This window comes from Pseudomonas sp. P5_B3 (assembly GCF_056400405.1).
Genome location: NZ_JBFULI010000070.1, coordinates 1 through 26,175 on the forward strand (window position 1 = coordinate 1; position 26,175 = coordinate 26,175).

Genomic DNA, 26,175 nt, shown 5'->3' on the forward strand with positions numbered 1-26,175 from the left:
GTAGTAGTAGTAGTAGTAGTAGTAGTAGTAGTAGTAGTAGTAGTAGTAGTAGTAGTAGTAGTAGTAGTAGTAGTAGTAGTAGTAGTAGTAGTAGTAGTAGTAGTAGTAGTAGTAGTAGTAGTAGTAGTAGTAGTAGTAGTAGTAGTAGTAGTAGTAGTAGTAGTAGTGCGTGGCGCCGCCGGTGGGGTCCGGCACCATCCCAGCCATCACTTGGTCAGCAGCAATCTGCGCCTGAGCAAATTCGCGGAACGAAATCTGCTTGGCGCCACTGAGGTAGGCGAAGTTCGGATCGTTCTTGTTCCAGCAACTGAACTGGTACGGTATCTGGCACACACCGCCATAGCCCTCTCCCCACCACGACTTGGCCTTGCCATCGTTCACGCGGTTGCGGATGGTCCAGGCCACTGCGACCTGGCCGGCCAGGCTTTCGCCGCGAGATTCGCCCCACAAGGTGCGGGCGAAGATGTCTCGGTCCTTATCTGTTACAGGCATAGTTTTCTCCAAGCGTAAAAACGCCCGCAACTGGGCGGGCGTTCGGAAGGATCTGCAGCAACTGCTGCTGAGTGATCGGCATGCTTTTCTCTAGGCAAAAAAACGCCCGCTCTAGACGGGCATTCCGTTCCTATAAAATGGATCGTAAGAGCAAATCGTTGAGCCCCCTCGATCCAACTATTTAAACTTTCCTGACAGTAAACCTCAGCCCCTGAATCCCCGGGGAGATTGCGTTGGTAGTGCCGTTATACAGCGTCACCTTGATCGTATCAGGCCCCGTTACCTGCGCAGAAACCAGCAGTGCGAACGGGTAGATACTTACATCCACTTGGTCCCCGAAGACGACTCCGCTCACCACGAAATCAAACGAAGTAAAACCGCCGGTGGCAATGGTGGGTACGCTCCAAGAACCTGTCGCCAGGATCGTTGCCGGAATGTACAGGCTTGGGTTTTCATACACTCGCAGCTTGCCAACCAACGCGCCCGGCAAGGCCACACCGACTGCAATAGTGTTACGCAGCCCACGGCCAACTCGGCCCGCCAGGTTATCGGGCGCAACTGCCACCTTGCAATCGACGATATCCCAAGTAGGGTTAGCTCCGGCAATGGGCGCCAATTCGCTGAGCGGTTTCAACAGATCCACGCCAGACAAGGCGACTGTGACATCTCCATGGTCGCCAGACACCAACAGCCGTTCGCCACTACCCGCCAGAGCACCGCCCTGCATGGTGAGCTTGGCTGTATTTCGGACACCGTAAACTGTCGCTCGACTGTTGGTAAGTTTCAGCTCCCCGACGTTGAGCGCATCATAGATCGGCCCTAAATATCGAATGTCTCCCCGGTACGCAACGGCGCTGTCAGCGATCTCCCAGTCCTTGGCGTGGAGCATACCGATCCATGCGTTAGCTACCTGGACGATGCACTGGTCCACTGTCGTGCGCTCACTAAACACCTTCAGATTCTTAATTTCAAACAGGGTCGTCAGGGATGATGTGAACTTGGCGGCACTCCGAATTCCTCGAATAGAGATAATGTTGTCCTCTACTTGCTTTCCTCCCTTAACTACAACACCGTCGATCAATACCCGATCAAAAAACTTGAAGGGGGTGGTGCGACCCAATGGGTCCGCCGTGGTATTGGTCTCGGCGAGGATCAAACGGGATACGGCATCGAGCTCAACGTTGTCGATACGCAGCGTACCGGAACACGATGGCGCATCGTCTCGTGGTTGGAACATCACCCCCGGCCCAGTAAATCGGGTGCCGTCAATGGTAAAGTCTCGGCCGGAGAACCCAACGCCGCGGTGCGAAAGACTGCCGCCCCGAATGATGTACCGACTGCCGAAGTGCTCATCGATACCATTCAGATGACAGTTGTAGAACAACACCAAATTGCCGTACATGGCGGCATAGGCACGCTCAGTTTTGATCCCTCCGACATCCCGGTCAGTGGCATCGATATAATGGTTAAACACCAAATGCGCCGACAGGAAGTTGCGGATTTTATAGGAGTCGAAGCCAGTCAAGTTGTAACCCAGCACGCGTGGAGAGTTCAGCACGAAATCGAAACACCCGAACATTTCGAAACCAAACCCCGCCCGGTTGGCCTTCGATGCATCAATGAACAAACCCTCGAAGTCCACGCAACTCTTATAGCAAGTGCGTAAAAGATCACGTGCCGTTCGGTCCGTGGTTGTATCTGCAACCAACGAAAGACCTACAATTTTGGTGCGTTGTGCTTTTTTTACAAAACGCAGAGTAACGCCGACCAAGTTATTGTAGGTGTACAAAATTGGGTCATGGACCGACCAGTCGTAATGGCTGAGCGAGTGGGTCTCTCGCTTCAAGTATGGCGTGTAATGAGCCTCGTTAACCCGATTGACGTTTACCTCATTCGAATAAATGACCAGGTAATATTCGGTGGGATTGAGGTTTGGTTCCATTCCCGATACGAAATTCAACTTCGTGTCTGAAGCGGTAAGCCCTGTCAGAATAGTGCCTGGGTATTCAACCACATTGGCCGTGCCGTCGAAGTACAACGCCGTCCAATTGCCATCGGCAACCGTGATCGGCCCCATGCAGTAAAGATTGACCGCTTTGTCCGGCAAGGTAACTGCGGATGCGATATGTACGCCAAGAGGGACAACCAGAGAGCCTCCCGCTGGAGTGGCGTTCCAAGCCGCGATTAAGGCAGGCGACCAGTCCCAAGTTTTGGGATCAGATGTCGGCTTGCTAATGATGCTGTCGGCATACTCCCACACGTTGTAGGCCTGCGCGGAAAGCATTTCCCCGACGGTTTTTATCGTTTCGGATAGGATTGTTCTCGACCACCCCACCTTCTGTGATCCGCCGGCCAGTGCCATCTCTTGGCGTAGCGAGTCGTCGCCGACCAACTTCAGCTTCGATTCGTCCGTAGCCCAGGTGGTGGTCGTGAGCGGAAGGAACTGACTTTTTACACGGTACTCGTTACCGAGATAGGAAACCGTTTGCGTGATCCTACTGAGCAAAAGTCCGGCGATATATGCCTCTGGCGACTCAAACCCACTCGCATCCATAAATGTGGCGAAATCAGAACGGCGAGATGCCTGGGCCGCATCGAACACCGATTCGCGGTTGGTCTGAGCACTATGAAACGCTTCACCCCGTTGCAACTGGTAGGTATCAAACTCTGCGATCATCCCCGGGATGCTTTTGCGATTCGCCCCAAGCCGATCTGTATATGTGGGCTCGGGCCCGTTCGTGAAGCTATCTAAGCATTTCGCGTTGTCCGACAAATCGCGCGGATCGGTGCTACCGATCGGGTTACGGGTGTTGTAGCTCATGGTCATCTCGCTCACACAGTAAGCCGCCGGCGCCGCAAATGAAGCGGTGCCGAGTGCACTGATTTTTATCAATTGCCGGCGACTAACCATTACGACCAACCTCAAAAGAGAATCGGTTGGCAGTGTACCGGCGCAGGCGTTGTAGGCCGAATGAAGAATGTACGAATCGTTGCAACAGACTGACGCAGACGCAGCCAAACACCATGCAGACCTACCCTGCTGGCCACTCGTGGTTTATGGCGCGGTCGAAGATGTCCGCCATAGCAACGTAGTCGGGTACAGTGATAATCCAGCCCGCGTCCAGAATGGGGCGCTTGAACAATTCGACTTTGGCGGTAACGCACCAGAAACAAACAGTCTCTGCTGCGCAGCAGCAGGCATTATTGACCCGCTTAGCGCCACCGCCGAGACACTTATACCCCACGAAAAGCTGCGCGGGGCAGCCGTACCTGACGCAACGCTAATCGCTCAGAATCGCCCGCCCGCGCAGCTTGTTGTGGGGTATAAATACTCGCCAGAAACTTCACACCAGCCGCAGACCAGACAACTTTCTGGCCGCATCGTGAATAGCCTGGGAATTCATCGAGAGCGTTGTCGCGCACCTCAATCTATCAATCGTGCCTGTATCGGAAAGAAGGCGCGCCATGACCACGCTCTGCTCCAGGGCGCCCCTAATAACCAGAAAGGGTTCCACCATATCGGGCAACGGCAAATCGACAGGATTAATGCCACGCATTGCGAGCAGCTGCTCCTCAACTGTGGTCATTATTTCAACTCGGGCAGCCTTGTCATTGGATTGAATTGTGTCGAAGTTCTGAAACAAAAGACTACTCACCGCAGCGGCACGCGTTGCAACACCGCAATCCAGTCGAAACACCACTTCATCGTTAGTCCTGCGTGCCTGAGCCGTGTCACGCGCCTGTTTATTAGCTACAACCAATGCAGTTACAACCGCAGCCAAGCTACCGATTACTTGGAACCAAGCAGGCGCATCACTCTGCCAAAAAAACCAGAACCAGCCCTCCTACAACGAGCAATACACCCAGCGGGGAAAGCAACCACCAAACCAGTCTTTTACTGGTGAATATAGCGCCGTCAGCAATCATTGCTGGCTCCTTGCTCCAAAGCGGAAGCGAAGCATGCCCATATTCGCACAAACCGTCCATGGAGGTTCGGTGCTGCCGAGGTCGATGATGACCTTACTCAGAGCCAATACAGGTCCAGAAATTAAACCAATCGAGGTGGCGGCATGAACACCCTTTTTCTTCTGATGGCTCAATACAATGGGCAAGCAGTCATTCCACTGGATTGCGTTTGCGCAGATTACATGAATTTAACCGTAGAAAAATTCAAGCAAAAACGCCTATCAGGCGAGATCGATATTCCGGTGGTGCGCCTGGGCGCCAATAGCCAGAAGGCCGAGCTGGGCATCCATCTGAAAGACCTTTCAGACTACATCGACCGACAGCGTGAGAAAGCCGCAAAAGAGCAAAATCAGCTTATGGGACGCGCGGCATAAACCAAGGGGCCTAGGCCCCTTGGTTTATGCACGGACTTGTCCACCCATTTGAATTCGACCTGACCAATCATTTGCATCGGATTTGACCATCACGCTGCGTGGCCATGACCGGCAGAGAACGACCGATTCTGTTGAAAAAGTCGGATTTTCAGATCACCTGAACTCAGGCACGGCAACCACCGGAGAACCTACTCACCACATTGAGTGGTTTCTCGGCCCTTCGTTGACCTTTGTTGACCTTTGTTGCTTTGTTATTGGGTTAATTTGAGGTTTTTGGCTTAGTGCAGGCGCACCTATCCTGGGGCAGGCGGCCCTTGAGATGTAAGTTTGGCCAGTCGACGCAAGTTCTGTACCGCAGCCGCCAGCGTGAACTCATCGGACGCGCCACTCATGCCACGTAGTCGCAAGCGATCCAGTTTCAGGATGCGCTTGAGGTGGGCAAACAACATTTCGACCTTCTTACGTTCGTGGCGAGAGCGCACGTACTCCGGCGTCGCCGCGATGCGTCGAGCCACATCACGAGCGGCTTCATGGACGCTGCGGACGATCTTGCGAATCGAAGTGTTCGGGCAGCACTTGGCTTTCATCGGACATGTCGCGCAGTCGGTCTGTCTGGATCGGAAGATGATGGTGTTGGCTTTTGTGACGTGCGAACGCTCGTTTTTGAAGGCTCGCCATTCGCTGCGTAATACGTTGCCGGCTGGGCAGCGGTATTCCTCGGCCTCTTCATTCCAGTGGAAATCGTTACTCGAAAAGCTGTCGTTCTTGCTCTCAGTTTTGTCCCACACCGGCACATGTGGTTCGATGTCTTTTTCCTCCACCATCCAGGCTAGCATCGGCGCGGTACCGTAAGCGGTGTCGCCAATGAGGCGTTCCGGCTTGATGTCGAACTGCGCTTCGACCCGATCGGTCATCGTCTTGGTGCTCTCAACTTCTGCGGTTCAATGAGCCGGTGTGGGTTCCACATCCATGATCACGCCGTGCTCGGTATCGATCAGATAATTCGTGGAGTAAGCGTAGAACGCTGGGCCACCTGGTGCTGCGGTCCAGCGGGCTTGAGGATCAGTCAGCGATAGGCGCTTCGGTAGCGTTTCGGCCAGAGCCTCTTCATCGAGCGCCTCAAGATACTCACGCACGGCGCGGGTGCTCAGGGCCGGATCGCTCCAGTTGACCTGTTCATCACCCGGTACACCGCGCTGCCGGCTGGCATCCGCTTTGATGATGCTGGCGTCCACGGCAAAGCCTTCACCTTTGACCAAGCCTGCGTCCATGCAACGACGCAGCACTTCATTGAACAGCCAGCGAAAGAGATCGCTGTCCCGAAAACGGCCGTGTCGGTTTTTGGAAAAGGTCGAGTGATTGGGGACTTCATCTTCAAGGCTTAACCGGCAGAACCAGCGATACGCCAGGTTCAAATGAGCCTCTTCGCACAACCGCCGCTCTGAGCGAATGCCGTAGCAATAGCCCACGATCAGCATGCGAATCATCAGTTCAGGATCAATCGACGGACGCCCGATCGGGCTATAAAAATCGGCGAGGTAATGGCGCAGGTCGCTCAGATCGAGACACCGATCAATGCTGCGCAGAAGGTGATTGGCTGGAATGTGATCTTCAAGGTTGAACGAGTAAAACAGCCGATCCTGCCCACTCGATAACTGTCCCATCATGCTGCGTGCTTCCCTGCTGGCCAATGCAGATATTTTGCCGCAGGCCAGATAGGGGAGCTACTTTTTCAACAGAATCGGCCGTTCTCTGCCGATCATGGTTACAAAGCGTGCTGGTCACATCCGATGCAATCGGTGGTCAGAACGAATGCAAATGACTGGTCAGGTCGAATGCAAGCGGGTGGTCAAGTGGAGTGCAATTTCGCACCCCTTGCTTAACACCCATACCAGTCTTTTTGAGGCATATTTTGCCGGATGAAATCTACGTACTTTGCGTCTAATGAATTGGCTTTGACTAACGAATATATCTGTAAAAACTTGGCTTTGGCTGAGTTATATCTTCTCAATGGCCCGCCATCCAAGCAGCGATAATTGTCATTAAGGTTCACTCCTAGCTCGGAAAACTCAAAGATGACTTTTTGAATCCTATCCTCCGCATCAGCTACCTGCTGCTCCTTGCTGAGCGATTGTTGCACTGTCTTTAACTGCTGAGTCGACTCGATAACCGTCTTCTCTCGATAAGCAATATCCAGCTGTTGTTTGGCTACTTCCGATTCTGCACGCCCAACCAAAAACTCTCTTTTTTGTAGCTCTAAATCGCGCTTTGCTTGTTCGACCGCCACGCTCGCCTTGTCCTTCTCGAACACGACCATCAAATCATTGATGGCTACTAGCTTGCTTGCTAAAACTTTCGCCTCGTATTCCTGGGCCTGATGCACCTCCCATAGTTTGTACCCGAACCCCGCAAAGCCGATCGAAACGATCAACAAACTCACAAAGTTGTTTCGAAAAAAAGCCGTGAGCTTCCGCGCATCCATATCCAGCATTATCCCCTCCCAGAGCACAAAACAAATCTGACCTCACGGCTGAGCTAGAACCCGCTTCAACCAATTCCAATTTTTATAATGATCGCCTCGCCCCCGCAGATGCGTGTATCGACGTAACGAGTTCCAGTCCCTGTGACCCGAAACACTCGACACCCTCGGAATGTCCCAGTCCAACTCAAACAACCGGCTCACCCCTTCGTGCCTCAGATCATGGAAGTGCAGGTCTTCAATCCCCAGCAGCGGGCAGGCCCGCGTAAAGGACGCTGATACTGACTTGGCATTGTAGGGAAAGATCTCCCTCTCCACCTTAGGCATGGTGTGCAGGATCGCCCAGGCTTCGTCAGGCAGATGGCACCACACGTCGTTGCCAATTTTCTGCCCCGGGTTTTTCATGTCGCGCACCAGGACAGCCTGCCGGGCACAGTCGAGATCGTCCCAGCGTATCCGCGTGATTTCTTCCTGCCGACGCGTCGAGAAGAGCGCAAAGGCGATGATCTTCGGCATGTCGATCTGGGCTTTGCGGCGCGTCTGCATCTCAAAAAAGTGCGTCAACAGCTTGTCCAACTCATCCAGTGTGGGCCGGCGGTTGCGTTCTTTGCTTTTGCTGACCATACCGAGATTGCGCAATACCTTGCGCGCGTCCGGCATGGCCAGCGCATCGACCTCATAACCCCACCAGGCCGGCCGCGCCACGGATAGCACCGCACCCAGGTGCGACAGATCGTTACCGACCGTCTGCGTCTGAACACCACCGCCCTCCTTGCTCATTCGCCATTGGGCGAACTCCACCAGTTTCTGGCTGGTCAGCGCCGAATCGTCGAGCTCGCCCAGCCAGGTATCCTTGATCGCCGTAAGCGTCGCACTCTTGGTCTTGCCCAGCGGGCGGATTTTTTCGTATTCGTCCAGGTACTGCTCGATCATCTTCTTGATCGTCACACCCTTGCGGTTCGCGCGCTCGATACCGCCCGGCTCCGCCAGCTCGGTCTCGCGGCGCTTGATCCACGCCTGAGCAACCTGCTTGCGGTCGAAGGTCTGGCTTTCCTGATAAACTGTCTTCCCGTCCCGATTGATCCGTATCTGTGCCGTGTAGGCCGTCGAGTTGTCCTTGCGCTTACGTGATGTGATCGTGCCCATTTCCAGTTGCTACATTGCCGAATTCAGTTTCTACATTGTAGCAACCGACTTCGAAAAACAAGGAAAAATGGGTAAAAACCGCTGTATAAAAGATCAGTATTAATGAATTTCGAAAAACCTGAAGCGCCCGTAAACACTAGCCATGCCCGTTCTGAGCCGTCCCGCCGCTTCAGTGTGGCGCCGATGATGGATTGGACTGACCGCCACTGCCGTTTTTTCCTGCGCCTATTGTCGAAAAACGCCCTGCTCTACACCGAAATGGTCACCACCGGTGCTTTGCTCAACGGCGATCACGACCGCTTCCTGCGCCACAACGAAGCCGAGCACCCGCTGGCATTGCAACTCGGCGGCAGTGTGCCGCTGGACCTGGCCGCGTGTGCGCGGATGGCGCAGGAGCACGGGTACGACGAGGTGAACCTGAATGTCGGCTGCCCGAGTGATCGGGTGCAGAACAATATGATCGGCGCGTGCCTGATGGGGCATCCGCAGTTGGTGGCCGATTGTGTGAAGGCGATGCGCGATGCGGTGTCGATTCCGGTGACGGTCAAGCATCGAATCGGGATCAACGGGCGCGACAGTTACGAAGAACTGTGTGATTTCGTCGGTACGGTTCGCGAGGCCGGCTGCACCAGTTTTACTGTGCACGCGCGGATTGCGATTCTGGAGGGGTTGTCGCCGAAGGAAAACCGCGACATCCCACCTCTGCGCTATGACGTGGCGGCGCGGTTGAAGGCGGACTTTCCGGAGCTGGAGATTATCCTGAACGGCGGGATCAAGACGCTGGAGGCCTGCCACGAGCATTTGCAGACGTTCGACGGCGTCATGCTGGGCCGTGAGGCGTATCACAACCCTTATGTGATGGCCGAGGTGGATCAGCAGCTGTTCGGCAGCACGGCGCCGGTGATCAGCCGGGCTGAGGCGCTGGCGCAGTTGCGTCCCTATATAGCGGCGCACATCGCTGCAGGTGGTTCGATGCACCACATCACCCGACATGTACTGGGCCTGGGCACCGGGTTCCCGGGGGCGCGCAAGTTTCGGCAGTTACTGTCGGTGGACATTCACAAGGCCAAAGAGCCTTTGGCGTTGCTGGATCAAGCGGCACAGCTGCTTGAGGGGCGTTAACGGTTAGCCGCTTCCCTGCGACCAGGCTGCATGTCCTGCAGCCTGGTGCGAGTCTCAGTGCGCTACAGCCCCGGTCCAGTCAACCCAACCGAATACCCACGTTGCCAGAATCAGCAAACCGAATCCGATCCGGTACCAGGCGAACACGGCGTAACTGTGGCCGGCAATGAACTTGAGCAAACCACGCACGGCGATCATGGCGAAAAAGAACGCCGTCACGAAACCCAGCGCAAACACTGGCAGGTCCCCGGCCTGGAACAGATCCCGAAACTTATAGCCGGAATACACGGCGGCACCGACCATGGTCGGCATCGCCAGAAAGAACGAAAACTCCGTGGCAGCCTTACGCGACAGGCCAAACAGTAATCCACCGATAATCGTCGATCCCGAGCGCGAGGTGCCCGGAATCATCGCCAGGCATTGCACGAAACCGACCTTGAGGGCGTCGGTCCAGCGCATGTCGTCAACATGGTCGACAGACACCACATGTTCCCGCTGCTCGGCCCACAACATGATGATGCCACCCACCACTAGTGCCACTGCAACAGTGATTGGATTAAACAGATACTCATGGATCTTATCGGCGAACAACACCCCCAAGACCACTGCCGGGAGAAAACCGATTAACAGATTCAAGGTGAAACGTTGCGCATTGCGCTGGGTCGGCAAGCCGGTAACGATCTCGAGAATCTTGCGGCGGAACTCCCAGACAACCGCCAGGATCGCGCCCAATTGAATGATGATGTTGAAGGCCATGGCTCGCTCGCCGCCGAAGCCGAGCAAGTCCGCGACGATAATCTGGTGCCCTGTACTTGATATCGGCAAGAACTCCGTCAGACCTTCGACCATCCCTAAAATCAATACTGTGATGGCTGTCCAAAGATCCATTACCCCCCCCTCATCGATAAATACCCATGCGTCGACTTCGCTCTAATTCAACGCCAACACGAAAGTAAAGCGCATTAGGCCGATCAATAAAACTCAATGTTATGAAATGTCCATGGCCGACACCACCAACACCAACGTTATATAACGGTTAATATTGGAGAATACTGAGCCAGACAAGAGCAAAAAATCGCACTTGAAACAACAAAACCCTACCGCCTCATGACGCCCAATCAAAAAAAGTCAGGTGGCTGAAACTTTAACGACATGCGCGGTCATATGGCTGCGAAAATACGGGGCATTGGACCAATAGATGGCACAATGCTATACCTCATCAACCCCACGAGATTGCCATCGATCATCAGGCACCTCGAACCACCAGCGGGCAAACCATCACGTCAGAATCACCGGCAATGTTAAAAAAACGAGACGGCCGTCTGAAAAAACAGTGAAATGTTACCAATTGTCAGTCACAAGCGAGAATTGGTGCTTTAACATTCGAATGCCAGCACCTATCCGAGTCAAAGCATGATGCTTACAGGGAAATTAACGACTACAGGCCACAGCGACGTGAAGGAGGAGACAGGTGTTCTCACCATTGGGCGAACCCACACGCTAGCTGAGGGCTTTAGGGAATTAGTCGCACGCCACGTAGGCCAGGATATTGCCGTTGATGCAATGTGCTATAGCAACTCATTCAAAAGAAACAAGAATTCTAATTCATACCGTGCAATTTTCATCGTTATTGACAGCCCTCAAGCGTTTGTTGAGAGCCTCACCCTGGTAGAAAACATTCGCGCCGATAATCTGGCGTCAATAATTTTCATCGCCATCACCGGTAGAGGCACCTACAACAAGATGAAATACTTTCTTGCCGGGGCCGACTACTGTATTAATTGCGACACTTTTGCAGGCGAAAATACTGACGCACTGTCGGAGTTTTTTAGCAGTCCAGAATGGCAAAAAAAGCATAATCTGCTTTTGGACCCCACTCGCATGTGCCTGATTGGCGACTATAAAAAGCTGGACGTATCGTTTGCGGAAATGAAAATTCTTGAGGCTTTCTCTCAAACAAAAAACCAGATATTGAGCCATGATGAAATCGCCAGGATCATGGGGCTGAATATAAATTTTTATGACCCAAGAGCCTTGGAAAAGTCGATCAGTCGCCTTCGCGGCAAAATAAAAGGCATGTATGGCAGCAACGCCATACAAAGTATTCGTGGGCATGGATATCGTTTAATCAGGGGTCTGATCTCGACAACCTGATTCTTAATGTAGAAGGGAGTTTCTGTATTATGAACGCAACAGGGAGCGTGCGACTCTACGGTCACGCAGAGCATTACCTGTCTCGACAATTGATTCTCTCTCGGGATGACTGCCCGTTTGGCAGCGAGATCAGAATACATTTTGACGACTCCGCTTGCGCGCCCCGCGCGCCAGAGGCGCATCAGATGAGCGGGATCTACAGTGAAGTACTGATGCAGACCAGGCTGATGGCCTTCTCGCTGAAAGATCACAACACCACCAACGGAAACAAATACCTGAGCCGTAGATTTGTTTGCGTAGGGCAGTCAGATCTCGCCAACTCTGCGCTCACGGAAGAGCTGATACAGTCCGGCGCCGCTCTGCGCGAATTTGGCCAGACACTGGTTGTCGCGCTCAATGAGCTCCCCCTGTCGGCTGTCAGCTTCGCAGAAAAAAAGAAAATCCTTCACAACGTATATCTGTTGAAAGATCACGGCATAGAAATCGCGCTCGACGACTACAACATCGACGATGAAAGTATCGAAATCTTTACCACCCTGAATCTATTCGACTATATAAAGATTTCCATTTCCTCTCTAGACTTGAGCCTCAAGCTCAGTGGCAACCCAGAGTTATTCAATCGTCTTCACGAACGCATGACCATGCTCGCTCACAATACAAAAGTCGCCTTTATAGCGGACAGAGTGGAGCATGCTGCTAGCCATATACTGGCACGTGCACTGCCCTTTGATTACTTTCAAGGGAGTCATTACTCCCCTGCCGACAACCTTTAAACCGAATTCAAGACGTGCAACTCAGGAGAGAGCCATGGATAGCAGCACAAACCTCCCCAGGAAATACTTTGTCGTAGTTACTCACAACCCCGCACTACAACTGGAGCTTGAGGCATTACTGTCCAGCAAGCGATACAACAGTTACGGCACGTCACAGGCAAAAATGTTTTTTGAAGGCGTTGCGCCGCCCACTTCTGCCCCCAAGCTTATGGAGATTATTTCCCCACAATTGGCCAGAATGGTTCCTCCCGTTATCAAGCATGATACCCAGCGCATACTTTCGACGTTCAAGTCCGAATGGCAAGCTGCCCAATCCGTATCGAAATTTACGCACTTCACATCAACCGTAGACAGCTCCAGGGATGACACCAGGGAATATGTCTCCCAGCCAGCCAAACCGCACGCTCCAGCGACTGAAACCTGGCGACTGAGCGACAGCAGTGGCGCGTTGATCAAAGATGACGTGGAAATTGTCTTGACTGGCCTGGAGGCCGCGCTGCTTAAAAAAATGCTGCACCATGAAGATCGCGTGGTCAGCAAGGACGACCTTATCCGCAGCATCGGTAGAGAACCTGAACAATATCGGGGTCTCGAAATGTGCCTGAGTCGACTACAGGAAAAATTTAAAAAAGCCAGTAACGGCGAACGCCTTTTTCGTGCAGTGAGGAATCGCGGGTACTGCGTGATCCAAAAAATCGTCCGCGTAAAAAATCTGGCCTGAGCAATTCAGATGTTCGTCCCGGCAGTGCAAAACAACAATAAAAAAGCACGCCATGCCATCGCCCCTCCGTATTTCCGGCACCGCCCGCGCCCTCTATAAAGCCGCGTTAACAAACTTTAATCCAGACTATTTCTAACGCGCTTCTCACCCAGACATATCAACCAGATACGCCACCCGCTCGTTAAAAGTCGTCAGACAGTGCCCGCACTAATAATTTAACCTATGAACTGATGACAGCGCCGCCCGCGTGGCGTTTCGGTCGTCAATGCATCGCCATCTAAGCATGAACAACAACTCTTAACGCATAAATTTTGGCTCTTGTTTGTCGAAACACGAATGGACGTATTTTGGGGATATCGTATGGTTAACAATCTTCGTATCAATCGAAATACCACCCTCAAAGGACTGACCTTCTGGGGACAGTGGGCATTGGGTCAGGGCTTTGTTGTCGCCCTGTTACTTCTATTGGTTTATTACCAGAACGGAACGGTAGAGTTCTATTATCGAGTATGCGCAACGCTGACTGTGCTTGCATCGGTTCCGGCCTATACATGGTGCGGCGCCTATGCAAAAAAGGACAATCACCTGGAAGGGTTGATAAGACTACTGACGGGTTGGTCAATGACACTGGCAGCGCTGGCTATTGTCGCCTTCCTCTGCAAGGCCAACGAACTGTTTTCTCGTCAAATCATCCTGATATGGGCCTTCTGCAGCTACATCGGGCAGGCGTTGTTGTACGTCCCGCTGCATGGTTTTTCGAAGTACTACCAACGGGCGCTTCAAATCGAGCGTAGAACGCTGATTGTCGGTACTGGCGAGCTGGCACTGGGCCTGGCTAACAAGCTGCGTGCCCTCGAGCACTTCCCGCTGGTCGGCCTGGTAAGCTCCGACACCGCTCTCTTGCCGGAGACGGGTATGCCACCTGTCGTAGGCCCGCAAGAGGAACTGCTCGAACTGATCAAGACCCATGACATCCGACGCCTGTACATCACGCTACCCCTGAGCGAAGCGGCACAAATCGAAGAAATGTATGTCGACTTGCTGGATGCCAACGTCGATGTGGTCTGGGTCCCGGACTTGAACAGCCTGACGCTGCTCAATCACTCGGTCAGTGATGTGGATGGCATGCCGGCAATCCACTTGATTGAATGCCCGCTGAGCAGCCAACCCACTGCCGCGCTGAGTAAAAGCCTGTTCGATAAAAGCCTGGCGCTGATGGCCATTGTCGCTCTAAGCCCGTTGCTGCTGATCATTGGCCTGGCCGTCAAATTCACCTCCCATGGCCCGGTGTTTTTCAAACAGGACCGCCACGGATGGAACGGGAAGGTCATCAAGGTCTGGAAGTTTCGCTCGATGCGTGTGCATGACGATCACGAGGTCAAGCAAGCCAGCCGTAACGACTCGCGAATCACCCCGATCGGGCGCTTTATCCGTCGCACTTCCATCGATGAGCTACCGCAATTGTTCAACGTCTTGCAGGGCCATATGGCGCTGGTCGGGCCACGTCCGCATGCCGTTGCGCACAATAACTACTACTCCGGCAAGATTCTCGCCTACATGGCGCGCCACCGAATCAAACCAGGGATCACCGGACTGGCTCAAATCAACGGTTGCCGCGGTGAGACCGACACCATCGACAAGATGCAGAAGCGCGTCGAGATCGACCTCAAGTACATCAATAACTGGTCATTGTGGCTGGATGTGAAAATCCTGGTGAAGACACCGTTCACCCTGCTGTCAAAAGACATTTATTGATGATGCACCCGCAGGTTAACCAGGAGACGCAAGCCATTTGCGCAATGCGTTAGCCTCGTCACTCGTGGCTGGACCTTCACCAGCCACGCCTGCAACTGCACCAACACCGGCAGACTGTTCTGCTGTCGACTCTCGTGGCGATACTCATCGCCGACTTCTTTTAAATCTCCGCTCGATACCGTACAGCTGATGAGCCGATTCAGGGCGATATCGGCATGCCCGGACTTATCTTCAGGCAGGCGCAACGGCAGCAGTCGACCGCAAAAAAAGCGTGGGCAGGCTCCCTTGCAGGAGCTGCGATGGTCGATAACGATAACGCGTGTGAACCGGATAAACGCGGCGTACTTGAGTCCATCGCCAGCAAGCTGGCTCCTACAGTTTCCCGGGATTGCGTGAAGAACCAAAAAAAGGATACCGGGCAATCGCGTGACGACATAAACCTGTTCGCGAGCTGGAACGTCAGCGACGCCGCAAAGTTGCGGCCCCGACTGAGACCACGACCTTCCCGGCGCTGCGAAAAAATGCTTAATGCCTACAGGGGGGGGAGGAGCGAAGACGAGAGCAACTAACCTCGTTGCCAGAATGGTATCTGCTCGCTGATTGGCTGGCCGGGAGCAATGCGCCGTGTCAATGTTTACTGATATCAACCAGGGGGATGCTGATTCTTTGCTCACGTTGCAGCAGTGTCATCAGGAGCAACACACGCTGCTCTCCCTCCATCGCCAGGAAGATCGCTTCCACATCGACAAAAGGCCCCTCATTGATACGCACCCTCTCGCCACAGGCAAACCGAGCCTCCACAGGGGCTCCACTATCGCGCTCATGAAGCCGGGCGATCAAGTCATCACCTACGGGCAGCGGCTTGCCTCCAAAACTGACAATTCGCAATACACCCCGGGTAGAACGCAAAGGCGCCCAGCTCTCACCTGAGCCGAGCTGGATAAACAGATAACCCGGAAACAGCGATTCGCGAACAATCCTCCTGCGCCCCTGTAAATCACGTTCGCGCCGGTGCGTAGGGCGAAAACAGGTATACCCCTGGTTATCCAGATTGATCTCTGCACGCTCGTCCTGGTTCGCCTTGCATTGAACCAAATACCAGGCGCTGGCAGTGAGACTCTCAGGCAAGGCCGTTTGAACTGCCGAAGCACTATGGATGGACACAATCAGCCCCTTCTCTGCCTATGTAGTCAAGTAGCTCCGTGGTTGTCTCCTCGACCTTGCGACGGATTTCTCCCAAGGATGGAAACGCACCTGAGAAACGGAATTGGCCGATCATGGAAACTACGCCCTTTAAAAACATACGAAACTTATTGGCAATAAACGAATGCTGGAGAACGCTTTACCCAAAGCAATCCCCTACACTAATCGTCAAACCGCGCCTCACGCTATTTAACACAGCCCAATACTGCACAACACAAAAAAGCCGAAAACGTTAGAATTTGTCCGATAATATCCAGCAATGTTATTTTAAGCGTTAGTGATGTTATTTAATATCTGACTTTATATATTGATATTTTTTTCCTCTACACACCCAATAATCCCGTGGCATTTAATGGTTGAGTTTGTCGTGGGTTGCCAGTTATGATTTTTAGCACAGCAACTGTCAGGCACACTCCAAGTCAAGATTCCAGCAGACCAGAGTCTTCGCAGTGAACAGTTTCATCCGGTACGGCAATTCCTCACGGAAAGAGGCACACACCCAATAGCTGCAAGCCGTCACAAAAGTGCCATTGAAGAAAAACAGAATTTCAGTCTTTCCAATTGCACCATCACCGCAAGTGTGGAATTTCCAGGGAGGTTGCCTTGTTTAACAAGATTCTCATCGTTTGCATTGGCAACATTTGCCGAAGTCCCACTGCAGAACATTTGTTGCGAGATGCACTGGGCCGGTCCGACATCAAAGTCAGCTCCGCGGGTCTTGGCGCGCTACAAGACCACCCGATCGAGCCCACCGCCCGAATCGTCCTGGAAGAGCATGGCCATCTGCCAAATGAGCACAAAGCCAATCAACTGACCCCCGCCACCATCAGCGAATCGGATCTGATCCTGGTGATGGAGCAGTCCCACATAGACCGTGTTCTCAAGATTGCGCCTGAAGCGCGAGGCAAGGTCTTCTTGCTGGGCAAATGGCAGAACAACCGCGAAATCAGCGACCCCTACCGTCAAGGAAAACCTGCTTTTGTGCATGCATACGCGTTGATTGAAGAAGCAGTAACCGCCTGGGCAAGGCGTCTCGCACGCTAAACCACTCCTTGAATACCTGTTAAAAAAGAACCCACATATGCAGCAAACTCCAGCATTAACCTCTCATGACGATGATGATGAAATCGACCTGATGGGCCTACTCGGGACACTGGTCGATCATAAATGGTTGATTGCCGGGATCACTGCTGCCTCTATGGCCGTGGGAACGGCCTATGCGGTGTTGGCCACGCCTGTTTACCAAGCTACTGCCTTGATACAGGTGGAGGCTAAAAAAAATGACATGCTCGGTTTCTCCGATATCAACAGCATGTTGGGTAAAGAGTCGCCTTCAGCCACAGAAATTGAATTAATCAAATCGCGCGCCATCATCGGCAAGGTTGTCGACAATTTATCGCTCGATATTACCGTCGAGCCGAACCATTTTCCGGTGATCGGCGACTTTATTGCTCGTCATTTCAAACCAGACGCTGTGAATACAGTCGCGACGCCATGGTTTGGCATGAGCAGCTTTGCCTGGGGTGGCGAAACCCTGAAAATATTTCAGCTCGAGCTCCCACAAGAACTTCTGGGTGAGGAACTAACTTTCGTCAGCGGTGAAAGTGGCCACTTCACGTTGCTGGATGAAGACGACAATGTTCTGGTCCAAAGTCAAGTGGGCCAAGCCTATGACCAGGACGGCATCAAACTGCAAGTCGAGGTGTTGCAGGCCAATCCTGGCACAACGTTCAGCATTGTGCGTGACCCACGCTTGACCAGTATCTTGGCGTACCAAAAGGTACTTGATGTAGCAGAACGCGGTAAAGAGTCCGGCATGATCGGGCTTGCTCTTGAGAGCGAGAAACCGGCCGAAGCCATTCAAATCCTCAATGAAATCGCCAAGCTCTATGTACGGCAAAATGTTGAGCGAACGTCGGCCGAAGCCGCTCAAAGCCTGGAGTTCCTACAAGATCAACTGCCTCAGGTCCGCAAAGACCTGGAAAAAGCCGAAAACGCCCTGAACAAGTATCAAATTCGCAGTAAGTCCATCGATATCAGCCTGGAAGCCAAAGCCATTCTCGACCAGATCGTGGCGCTTGATACCAGCATCTCCGAATTGAAATTGCAGCAAGCGGAAATGGATCGCAAGTTTACCCGTCAGCATCCCGCCTATCGGGCCTTGCTCAGCCAATTAGGCGAGCTAACAGCCAAGCAGAATGGCTTGGCCAAAAAAGTCGAGGGCCTGCCTTCAACACAGCAAGAACTGCTTAGCCTCACCCGCGATGTAAAAGTCAGCACCGAAATTTATACCCAGCTCCTGAATAAATCCCAGGAGCTGGATGTAATGCGTGCCGGCACCGTGGGCAACGTGCGCTTGGTCGACACCGCCGATGTGGATCTGCTCAAGCCTGTAAAACCCAAGAAGGCCCTGATCGTACTTATCGCCACCCTCCTCGGGGGCTTCCTGGCTATTGGATTGGTGCTTTTTCGCAAAGCCCTTAACCGCGGCGTGGAAAATCCGGATCAAATTGAACAGTTGGGGTTGCCGGTGTATGCATCCATTCCTTTCAGCACGCTGCAGAAAAGTGAAGAAAGCAAACTCCCCCGGGGTAACCGGGGCAGCGCCAACAGGGCCGCCCCCATACTTGCCAGCAGTCACCCTACCGACCTGGCCATGGAAGGATTGCGCAGCCTGCGCACCAGTCTGCACTTCGCCATGCTCGAAGCCAGCAATAATCGCCTGATGATCTCCGGCCCGAGCCCCAAGGTAGGTAAAACGTTCATTTCCGCCAACCTCGCCGCAGTCATCGCTCAGACCGGCCAGCGTGTATTGCTTATCGACGTGGATATGCGCAAGGGGTATCTGCATAAAGTATTCGGAATCCCGGCTGAAAACGGGCTTTCTGATTTACTGGTCAAGCGCTGCGACCTGGCAACCGCGATCAATAAAACTGAATTCAAGTGCCTTGACGTTATCGGCCGCGGACAGATACCACCCAATCCTTCAGAACTGCTAATGCACGCAAACTTCAGTGCCTTTCTGGAGCAAGTCAGCGCCCAGTACGACCTGGTGATTCTGGATACTCCACCATTGCTGGCGGTAACGGATGCGGCGATTGTTGGCCGCCAGTCGGGTACCAGCTTGATTGTGACGCGCTTTGCGCTTAACCCGGTTCGTGAAATTGAATTGACCATGCGTCGCTTTGCTCAAAATGGCATTGATTTGAAAGGCGCTATTTTCAATGGCGTTGAAAAGCGCGCCTCCTCCAAATATGGCTATAGCGACTACGGTTATTACAACTACGAATATAAGTCAGAGAGCGTTTAATTTTCACCACCGCTTTTAATGATAGGCGAGCGCCCCTGAGACCCTAAGGGCGTTCAGAGTACCGTACTTCCTGCACCTGCAATAAATGATACAGGCATATTAATAGATACAACCGCTTTCAGGGACTAGCAAAAAATCCTGGGGCGGTAGCGTGCCCAAACCTCAATATCGGCCACGGCAAATCCCTCCCCGCCATAGATAAGGGGAAAGCCAAGACCATCAACGGTTTGTGCCAAAGGCAGAACCAACAACTTACCTCAATAACTGGCCGTTGTGGCTGGATATGAAAATTCTGATAAAGACGCCCTTCATGCTGTTATCGAAAGATATCTATTAAAGGTCGCGACCGTCACCTGTAGAAACGTTGCGCTGGTAAGTAATAAACAAGCGCAGGCGATACACCGACAGAACTCTTAACTTTACCCCTACCAATCCGAGTCTTTCTTATGTCCGAACACCAAGAAACCAGTATCGCAAAATTCAAAAGCAAGGAAGCTATCATCGGCATCGTCGGCCTCGGTTATGTAGGTCTGCCGTTGATGCTGCGTTACAACGCCATCGGCTTCCGAGTGTTGGGTATTGACATTGATGAAAGCAAAGTAATCAAGTTGAACTCGGGCGAGAGCTATATAGAACACATTCCAGCAAGCAAGATTAAACTCGCGCGCGAGAGCGGCTTTAGCGCTACTACCGACTTCAGTCGTGTTAGCGAATGCGATGCTCTGATTCTCTGTGTACCGACTCCCCTTAACAAATATCGCGAGCCGGACATGAGCTTCGTGATCAACACCACTGATGCGCTTAAACCCTATTTGCGCGCGGGCCAAGTGGTCTCGTTGGAAAGCACCACCTACCCCGGTACCACCGAGGAAGAACTGCTACCTCGCGTACAGGAAGGCGGTCTAACTGTCGGCAAGAACATTTTCCTGGTCTACTCGCCAGAGCGCGAAGACCCGGGCAACCCCAACTTTGAAACTCGCACTATTCCGAAAGTCATCGGCGGCCATACCCCCGCTTGCCTAGAAGTTGGTATTGCTCTGTATGAGCAGGCCATCGACCAAGTGGTACAGGTCAGCTCGACCAAAGCAGCGGAAATGACCAAGCTGCTGGAAAACATCCACCGCGCCGTCAACATCGGCTTGGTCAACGAAATGAAAATCGTCGCCGACCGCATGGGCATCGACATCTTCGAAGTTGTCGATGCAGCAGCCACCAAACCTTTCGGCTTCACCGCCTACTACCCTGGTCCAGGCCTCGGCGGTCACTGCATACCGATCGACCCCTTCTACCTGACCTGGAAGGCGCGCGAATATGGTCTGCATACCCGCTTTATCGAACTGTCCGGTGAAGTCAACAAAGCCATGCCTGAGTACGTGCTTACCAAACTGATGGACGGCTTGAATAACAGCGGCAAAGCGCTCAATGGCAGCAAAGTCCTCGTACTCGGCATCGCCTACAAGAAGAACGTCGATGACATGCGCGAATCGCCATCAGTGGAAATCATGGAGTTGATTGAGGCCAAGGGGGGCATCGTCGGGTACAGCGATCCGCACGTACCAGTTTTTCCCAAAATGCGTGAACACCACTTCGAACTGAGCAGTGAAACATTGAGCGCTGATAATATTGCCAGCTTCGATGCGGTGGTGCTTGCTACCGACCACGACAAGTTCGATTACGAACTGATCAAGCAGCATGCACGTCTGATCGTCGACAGCCGTGGCAAGTACCGCGCCCCGGCAGAGCACATCATTAAGGCTTGATCACTTTCATTACTGTCGAAAACATCCGGCAAGGACAATAGACGTCTTGCCGGGTTATCGTGCTTCGCAAGGAATCCCCATGAAAAACTTCGCCCTGATCGGCGCTGCCGGTTACATCGCTCCTCGTCACATGCGCGCCATCAAGGATACTGGCAACGTGCTGGTCTCCGCCTACGACATCAATGACTCCGTCGGTATCATCGACAGCATCTCGCCGCAGAGCGAGTTTTTCACCCAATTCGAGTGCTTTTACGAACACGCTTACCGTCTTAAGCGCGATCCGGCCACTGCACTTGACTACGTATCCATCTGTTCGCCCAACTACCTTCATCATTCGCATATTGCTGCTGGCCTGCGCCTCGGTTGCGACGTAATTTGTGAAAAGCCGCTGGTGCCAACCCCGGAAATTCTCGATGAGCTGGCGCTGGTCGAACAGGAAACGGGCAAGAAGTTGTACAACATCCTCCAGTTGCGCCATCACCAGGCGATTCTCGACCTGAAGGGCAAGGTCGCTCGCGAAGCCAGCGAGCACAAATACGATGTCGAACTGACCTACATTACCTCGCGCGGCAAGTGGTACACGGAGAGCTGGAAAGGCGACCCGCGCAAGTCCTTCGGGATTGCCACCAACATCGGCGTGCATTTCTACGACATGCTGCATTTCATCTTCGGCAAACTGCAACGCAACGTCGTGCACTTCACTTCCGAGCACAAGGCCGCAGGCTACCTTGAATACGAGAAAGCCCGCGTGCGCTGGTTCCTATCTATCGATGCCAACGACCTGCCCGCATCTGTAAAAGGCAAGAAGCCCACCTACCGCTCCATCACCGTCAACGGCGAAGAAATGGAGTTCTCCGAAGGCTTTACTGACCTGCACACCACCAGCTATCAGGAAATCCTCGCCGGCCGCGGATATGGCATCGAAGATGCCCGCCACTGCGTAGAAACTGTCAATACCATCCGCTCCGCCGCCATCGTCAGCGCGCAGAACGATGAAGGCCACCCTTTCCTCAACACCCTGAACCGCTGAGATCGCCATGTCCCACTACCAGCATCCCAGCGCCATCGTCGATGACGGCGCGCAGATCGGCACAAATTCGCGCATCTGGCACTTCGTTCACGTCTGTAGCGGCGCACGCATTGGCCAAGGCGTATCCCTTGGCCAAAACGTGTTCGTCGGCAACCAGGTGGTGATCGGCGACCACTGCAAAGTGCAGAACAACGTCTCCGTTTACGACAACGTCACCCTCGAAGAAGGCGTGTTCTGTGGCCCGAGCATGGTCTTCACCAACGTCTATAACCCGCGCTCGCTGATCGAACGCAAAGACCAGTATCGCGACACCCTAGTGAAAAAAGGCACCACACTTGGCGCCAACTGCACCATCGTGTGCGGCGTGACCATTGGTGAATATGCCTTTGTCGGCGCAGGCGCTGTAGTCAATAAAGATGTAGCAGATTTCGCCCTAATGGTCGGCGTACCGGCCAGGCAGATTGGCTGGATGAGCGAATTTGGTGAACAACTGAATCTGCCCTTAGATGGAGAGGGGGAAGTGGTCTGCCGCCATACCGAGGCTCGTTATATATTGACCGGAAATACCCTTCGTAAAGTGGATGCGCATTAAATGATTGAATTCATCGACCTAATCTCTCAGCAAAAACGTATTAAAGATAAAATCGAACTCGGTATCAAACGAGTACTAGAGCATGGGCAATACATCCTGGGCCCGGAAGTTACGGAACTCGAAGACAAATTAGCCGACTTTGTAGGCGCAAAATACTGTATTACTTGCGCCAACGGCACTGATGCTTTGCAGATCGCCCAAATGGCACTGGGTATTGGGCCTGGCGATGAAGTAATCACTCCGGGCTTTACATACATTGCTACCGCTGAAACCGTTGCATTGCTTGGCGCTAAGCCGATATATGTTGATATTGACCCCCGCACCTTTAACCTTAATCCGAGTTTACTTGAAGCGGCGATAACTCCGCGTACCAAGGCAATAATCCCAGTATCACTTTACGGTCAATGCGCTGATTTCGATACCATTAATGCTATTGCTAAAAAGTACAATATTCCAGTAATTGAGGATGCCGCCCAAAGTTTCGGAGCAACTTATAGAGGTAAGCGCTCTTGCAACTTGACTACAATTGCCTGTGCGAGCTTTTTTCCTAGCAAACCTTTAGGCTGCTATGGGGATGGAGGAGCTATTTTCACCAATGATGAAGAACTGGCCAAGATAATTCGACAGATTGCTCGCCACGGCCAAGACCGTCGCTACCACCATGTCCGCGTAGGAGTCAATAGTCGCCTTGACACGATACAAGCCGCCATCCTTTTACCGAAGTTAGCCATATTTGAAGATGAAATTGACGCACGAAATCGGATTGCAAAGCAATACGATAAGTTGCTCACTAATTCCAGCAGTAACGAGAAGCCTACTGCAGAAAAGTATTCGACCATAGTAGCTATTCCCTTTATAGAACCTCACAATACTAGCGTATTTGCCCAGTACACTGTCCGAGTAAAGAACAGAGAAGCTGTGCAAATAAAACTGAAAGAGGCGGGAATTCCGACCGCTGTACATTACCCGATCCCACTGAACAAACAACCTGCCGTTGCTGATAATTTAGCTATTTTGCCAGTGGGTGATGAGATAGCATCGCAAGTAATGAGTTTGCCTATGCATCCTTATCTTACAGCATCCGATCAGTGCACTATCGCCGCCGCTTTGGTATCTTCCGAGGCCCCATGGGTATAAATCGTGTAATTAATACATTGCGCGAAAAACTCAAATCGCGTTCAGGCTTTGTTCGCTCCGTAGGAGTTTTAATTGGCGGTACAGCATTTGCGCAAGCTCTGACGATTTTGGCGTTGCCCCTTATTACAAGGCTGTATTCACCTACAGACTTCAGTATGCTTGCTGTTTATGCCTCAATATTGGGAATTGTTTCCGTCTCGGCCTGCCTTCGATTGGAAATAGCCATTCCCATGCCTGAACGTGATGAAGATGCCGCCAATCTGTTAGCACTATCGTTGTTTAGTTGTACCGTGATAGCTGGGACAACTGCTCTCGCGGTCTGGTTGTATTCAATTGAAATCGTAGAACTACTACGCCAGCCTTACTTGAAGTCATATCTGTGGATGCTTCCATTGGGGATCTGGTTTACTAGCGCTTATTCAGCAATGCAGTTTTGGTCCACCCGCAAAAAAAAATTTGGCATCATTGCAAGAACGAGGATGGGCCAAGCGGTTGGAGGGATCGGTACTCAAATAGGCTTGGGTTGGGCAAATTCTGCCCCCTTTGGACTATTGTTAGGACACACCGTGGCTAGCGGTGCAGGACTATTTGGATTAGCGCAGAATGCATGGAAAGATAATCGTGCGGCACTACAATCGATAAGCTGGACTGGAATGAGGACTGTACTTGGAAAATATCAACAATATCCAAAATTTTCCACCTTGGAATCACTTTCCAATAGCGCGGGTATTCAGCTTCCAATAATTATCATAGCGGCGGTGGCAATAGGCCAGGAAGCTGGTTATCTTATGCTGGCAACACGGGTGATGGCTGCTCCTATGGGACTGATTGGCGGGGCTGTTTCTCAAGTTTATCTGTCGAAAGCTCCAGAAGAAATGCGCGCTGGAAGACTTGCTAACTTTACTATGCAAATAATTTGTGGACTTGTAAAAACCGGTGTTGGGCCTCTACTGTTCGCCGGGATACTAGCCCCTACCGTTTTTCCACTTTTATTCGGAGAAGAATGGCAGCGTGCAGGTGAACTAGTTGCATGGATGACGCCCTGGTTTATTATGCAATTTCTAGCCTCACCTGTTTCGATGTCATTACATGTAACGGGTAATCAGCGCACTGCATTTCTGCTGCAATTTTTGGGTCTACTACTCCGAGTAGGAGCAGTTATGGGCGCTTACTACATAACGAGAACTAAGGTTGCTGAGGCTTATTCAATATCCGGCTTCGTTTTTTATGGAATCTATTTTTACGTAGTTTTATCGCTATCTGCAATCAAAATACCAGACCTTTGGAAAGCACTTTCACGCAGTTACCTGCCAATTTTGTTTTGGCTAACCAGCGCAATAGTCACAACTTTCATAATTGATAAAATATTTTACTGAGCGAAACCAAACTATCTCAACCACCTCTTGACACAACTTAACAAACCTAAGAATTAGCACTCACACCCAACCACTAACTAAAACTAAAACTAAAACCACTAAACTTCATCACTTGCGTTTTAGACACCACCAAACTCATAACCCACACCCTCAGTTTATCCAAACCAAAAATAACAAGACACAATAACTACATTTTTTCTTAGCCAAGGATTAAACAAACAGCCCAAAAAATTAATCTACCGTAGATAAATTCAAATTGAACATTACTTGCAACCCTCTTAAAAGTCGTCACCTGATAGCTTTCACCGTGGGCTACGTATTAACTTTGGAGTTTAAAATTGAAAATCAGACACGACTTAAAAAGTTCTAATACTAAAATCAAATACCTGGCTCGCTGGAATGAAAGCGCATCTATTGGCGTTATCAATAAAATCAAAAATACTACATCAGCGTTGTCATCGAATGGATATCAAGCTGAGCATGACATAGTACATAAAGACGGAATTCTGGGGCACTTGCTACTACCACTAAGGATTATGCAATGTCGAGCTGACTTACTGATAGTAAGAGCCACGGCATTCTCTATGCTTCTTTGTTCCTTTCCATTATTGATACAAAGACTAAAAGGAAAAAAAATAGTCATTGACGTACCAACACCGTTAGTCTCCGTATTAGAAGAGATCAATGGAAGTTCAAAAAGCAAATTTAAAAAATTTATTTTACGGACACTTATAAAAATCAACTACCCCCTGGCTCTCTATGTCGCCCATCGAGTTATTCAGTAT

At 51.9% G+C, this 26,175-nt stretch carries 20 protein-coding genes and 4 pseudogenes; 15 read left to right on the forward strand and 9 right to left on the reverse strand.

Annotated features, from left to right (window positions below):
- Positions 1 to 159 precede the first annotated feature (159 nt).
- From AC1DRN_RS27065 to AC1DRN_RS27080, 4 genes and pseudogenes are all read right to left on the reverse strand, one after another.
- Positions 160 to 492 (reverse strand): annotated as a pseudogene (locus tag AC1DRN_RS27065) (cell wall hydrolase); the annotation flags it as partial.
- Positions 479 to 574 (reverse strand): annotated as a pseudogene (locus AC1DRN_RS27070) (glycoside hydrolase family 19 protein); the annotation flags it as partial. The pseudogenes AC1DRN_RS27070 and AC1DRN_RS27065, both read right to left, overlap by 14 nt.
- 99 nt (positions 575 to 673) lie before the next feature.
- Positions 674 to 3,313 (reverse strand): hypothetical protein, encoded by a 2,640-nt coding sequence (locus AC1DRN_RS27075; RefSeq protein ID WP_223462680.1) that lies wholly within the window; start codon positions 3,311 to 3,313, stop codon positions 674 to 676.
- Between the two features lie 523 nt (positions 3,314 to 3,836).
- A complete protein-coding gene (locus tag AC1DRN_RS27080) occupies positions 3,837 to 4,274 on the reverse strand; it encodes a hypothetical protein (RefSeq protein ID WP_223462679.1) in 438 nt (145 codons plus the stop codon).
- 288 nt (positions 4,275 to 4,562) lie between these two features.
- Between AC1DRN_RS27080 and AC1DRN_RS27085 the strand changes: the two genes are divergently transcribed.
- Complete coding sequence (locus tag AC1DRN_RS27085) at positions 4,563 to 4,832, forward strand: pyocin activator PrtN family protein (protein ID WP_223462678.1); 270 nt, start codon at positions 4,563 to 4,565, stop codon at positions 4,830 to 4,832.
- Between the two features lie 293 nt (positions 4,833 to 5,125).
- On the opposite strand, the pseudogene AC1DRN_RS27090 reads toward AC1DRN_RS27085, so the two are convergent.
- The 3 genes and pseudogenes from AC1DRN_RS27090 to AC1DRN_RS27100 all read right to left on the reverse strand — a co-directional run bounded on the left by AC1DRN_RS27090 (position 5,126) and on the right by AC1DRN_RS27100 (position 8,457).
- Positions 5,126 to 6,499, reverse strand: a pseudogene (locus tag AC1DRN_RS27090) (transposase).
- Positions 6,500 to 6,711: 212 nt separating this feature from the next.
- Positions 6,712 to 7,323, reverse strand: coding sequence for a hypothetical protein (locus AC1DRN_RS27095; RefSeq protein ID WP_223462677.1), 612 nt, complete (start codon positions 7,321 to 7,323; stop codon positions 6,712 to 6,714).
- A gap of 33 nt (positions 7,324 to 7,356) precedes the next feature.
- The gene (locus tag AC1DRN_RS27100; protein ID WP_223462676.1) at positions 7,357 to 8,457 is read right to left on the reverse strand and encodes a site-specific integrase; all 1,101 of its coding nucleotides are present in this window, start codon (positions 8,455 to 8,457) and stop codon (positions 7,357 to 7,359) included.
- A 102-nt stretch (positions 8,458 to 8,559) separates the two neighbouring features.
- Here AC1DRN_RS27100 and dusA point away from each other — a divergent pair, with 102 nt between their 5' ends.
- Positions 8,560 to 9,579, forward strand: coding sequence for a tRNA dihydrouridine(20/20a) synthase DusA (gene dusA, locus AC1DRN_RS27105; RefSeq protein ID WP_223462675.1), 1,020 nt, complete (start codon positions 8,560 to 8,562; stop codon positions 9,577 to 9,579).
- Between the two features lie 54 nt (positions 9,580 to 9,633).
- On the opposite strand, the gene AC1DRN_RS27110 is transcribed toward dusA, so the two are convergent.
- Entirely contained in the window at positions 9,634 to 10,467 is an 834-nt protein-coding gene (locus AC1DRN_RS27110) for an undecaprenyl-diphosphate phosphatase (protein WP_223462674.1), read from the reverse strand.
- A 525-nt stretch (positions 10,468 to 10,992) separates the two neighbouring features.
- Here AC1DRN_RS27110 and AC1DRN_RS27115 point away from each other — a divergent pair.
- The 4 genes from AC1DRN_RS27115 (at position 10,993) to AC1DRN_RS27130 (ending at position 14,982) form a co-directional block, all read left to right on the forward strand.
- The gene (locus AC1DRN_RS27115) at positions 10,993 to 11,733 is read left to right on the forward strand and encodes a winged helix-turn-helix domain-containing protein (protein WP_223462673.1); all 741 of its coding nucleotides are present in this window, start codon (positions 10,993 to 10,995) and stop codon (positions 11,731 to 11,733) included.
- Between the two features lie 185 nt (positions 11,734 to 11,918).
- Complete coding sequence (locus AC1DRN_RS27120; RefSeq protein WP_223462672.1) at positions 11,919 to 12,506, forward strand: EAL domain-containing protein; 588 nt, start codon at positions 11,919 to 11,921, stop codon at positions 12,504 to 12,506.
- Positions 12,507 to 12,540: 34 nt separating this feature from the next.
- On the forward strand, positions 12,541 to 13,227 hold the full coding sequence (locus AC1DRN_RS27125) for a winged helix-turn-helix domain-containing protein (protein ID WP_223462671.1): 687 nt from the start codon (positions 12,541 to 12,543) through the stop codon (positions 13,225 to 13,227).
- A 360-nt stretch (positions 13,228 to 13,587) separates the two neighbouring features.
- On the forward strand, positions 13,588 to 14,982 hold the full coding sequence (locus AC1DRN_RS27130; protein ID WP_223462670.1) for an undecaprenyl-phosphate glucose phosphotransferase: 1,395 nt from the start codon (positions 13,588 to 13,590) through the stop codon (positions 14,980 to 14,982).
- Positions 14,983 to 15,609: 627 nt separating this feature from the next.
- Here the strand turns inward: AC1DRN_RS27130 and rfaH are convergent.
- Positions 15,610 to 16,140 (reverse strand): transcription/translation regulatory transformer protein RfaH, encoded by a 531-nt coding sequence (rfaH, locus tag AC1DRN_RS27135; protein ID WP_223462694.1) that lies wholly within the window; start codon positions 16,138 to 16,140, stop codon positions 15,610 to 15,612.
- A 648-nt stretch (positions 16,141 to 16,788) separates the two neighbouring features.
- Here rfaH and AC1DRN_RS27140 point away from each other — a divergent pair.
- The 9 genes and pseudogenes from AC1DRN_RS27140 to AC1DRN_RS27180 form a co-directional block, all read left to right on the forward strand.
- Positions 16,789 to 17,229, forward strand: a complete 441-nt coding sequence (locus AC1DRN_RS27140) for a low molecular weight protein-tyrosine-phosphatase (RefSeq protein WP_223462669.1) — start codon at positions 16,789 to 16,791, stop codon at positions 17,227 to 17,229.
- Between the two features lie 37 nt (positions 17,230 to 17,266).
- Positions 17,267 to 19,495 (forward strand): polysaccharide biosynthesis tyrosine autokinase, encoded by a 2,229-nt coding sequence (locus tag AC1DRN_RS27145; protein WP_223462668.1) that lies wholly within the window; start codon positions 17,267 to 17,269, stop codon positions 19,493 to 19,495.
- Positions 19,496 to 19,748: 253 nt separating this feature from the next.
- Positions 19,749 to 19,832 (forward strand): annotated as a pseudogene (locus AC1DRN_RS27150) (exopolysaccharide biosynthesis polyprenyl glycosylphosphotransferase); the annotation flags it as partial.
- A gap of 109 nt (positions 19,833 to 19,941) precedes the next feature.
- Positions 19,942 to 21,255 (forward strand): UDP-N-acetyl-D-glucosamine 6-dehydrogenase, encoded by a 1,314-nt coding sequence (gene wbpA, locus AC1DRN_RS27155; RefSeq protein ID WP_223462667.1) that lies wholly within the window; start codon positions 19,942 to 19,944, stop codon positions 21,253 to 21,255.
- 79 nt (positions 21,256 to 21,334) lie between these two features.
- Entirely contained in the window at positions 21,335 to 22,285 is a 951-nt protein-coding gene (wbpB, locus tag AC1DRN_RS27160; protein ID WP_223462666.1) for a UDP-N-acetyl-2-amino-2-deoxy-D-glucuronate oxidase, read from the forward strand.
- A 7-nt stretch (positions 22,286 to 22,292) separates the two neighbouring features.
- Positions 22,293 to 22,877 (forward strand): UDP-2-acetamido-3-amino-2,3-dideoxy-D-glucuronate N-acetyltransferase, encoded by a 585-nt coding sequence (gene wbpD, locus AC1DRN_RS27165; RefSeq protein ID WP_223462665.1) that lies wholly within the window; start codon positions 22,293 to 22,295, stop codon positions 22,875 to 22,877.
- Positions 22,878 to 24,014 (forward strand): DegT/DnrJ/EryC1/StrS family aminotransferase, encoded by a 1,137-nt coding sequence (locus tag AC1DRN_RS27170; protein ID WP_223462664.1) that lies wholly within the window; start codon positions 22,878 to 22,880, stop codon positions 24,012 to 24,014.
- Entirely contained in the window at positions 24,005 to 25,390 is a 1,386-nt protein-coding gene (locus tag AC1DRN_RS27175) for a lipopolysaccharide biosynthesis protein (RefSeq protein ID WP_223462663.1), read from the forward strand. The genes AC1DRN_RS27170 and AC1DRN_RS27175 overlap by 10 nt, the downstream gene beginning before the upstream one ends.
- Before the next feature lie 338 nt (positions 25,391 to 25,728).
- Positions 25,729 to 26,175, forward strand: a 447-nt coding sequence (locus AC1DRN_RS27180) for a hypothetical protein (protein WP_477786850.1), incomplete at its 3' end; no start/stop codon positions are given.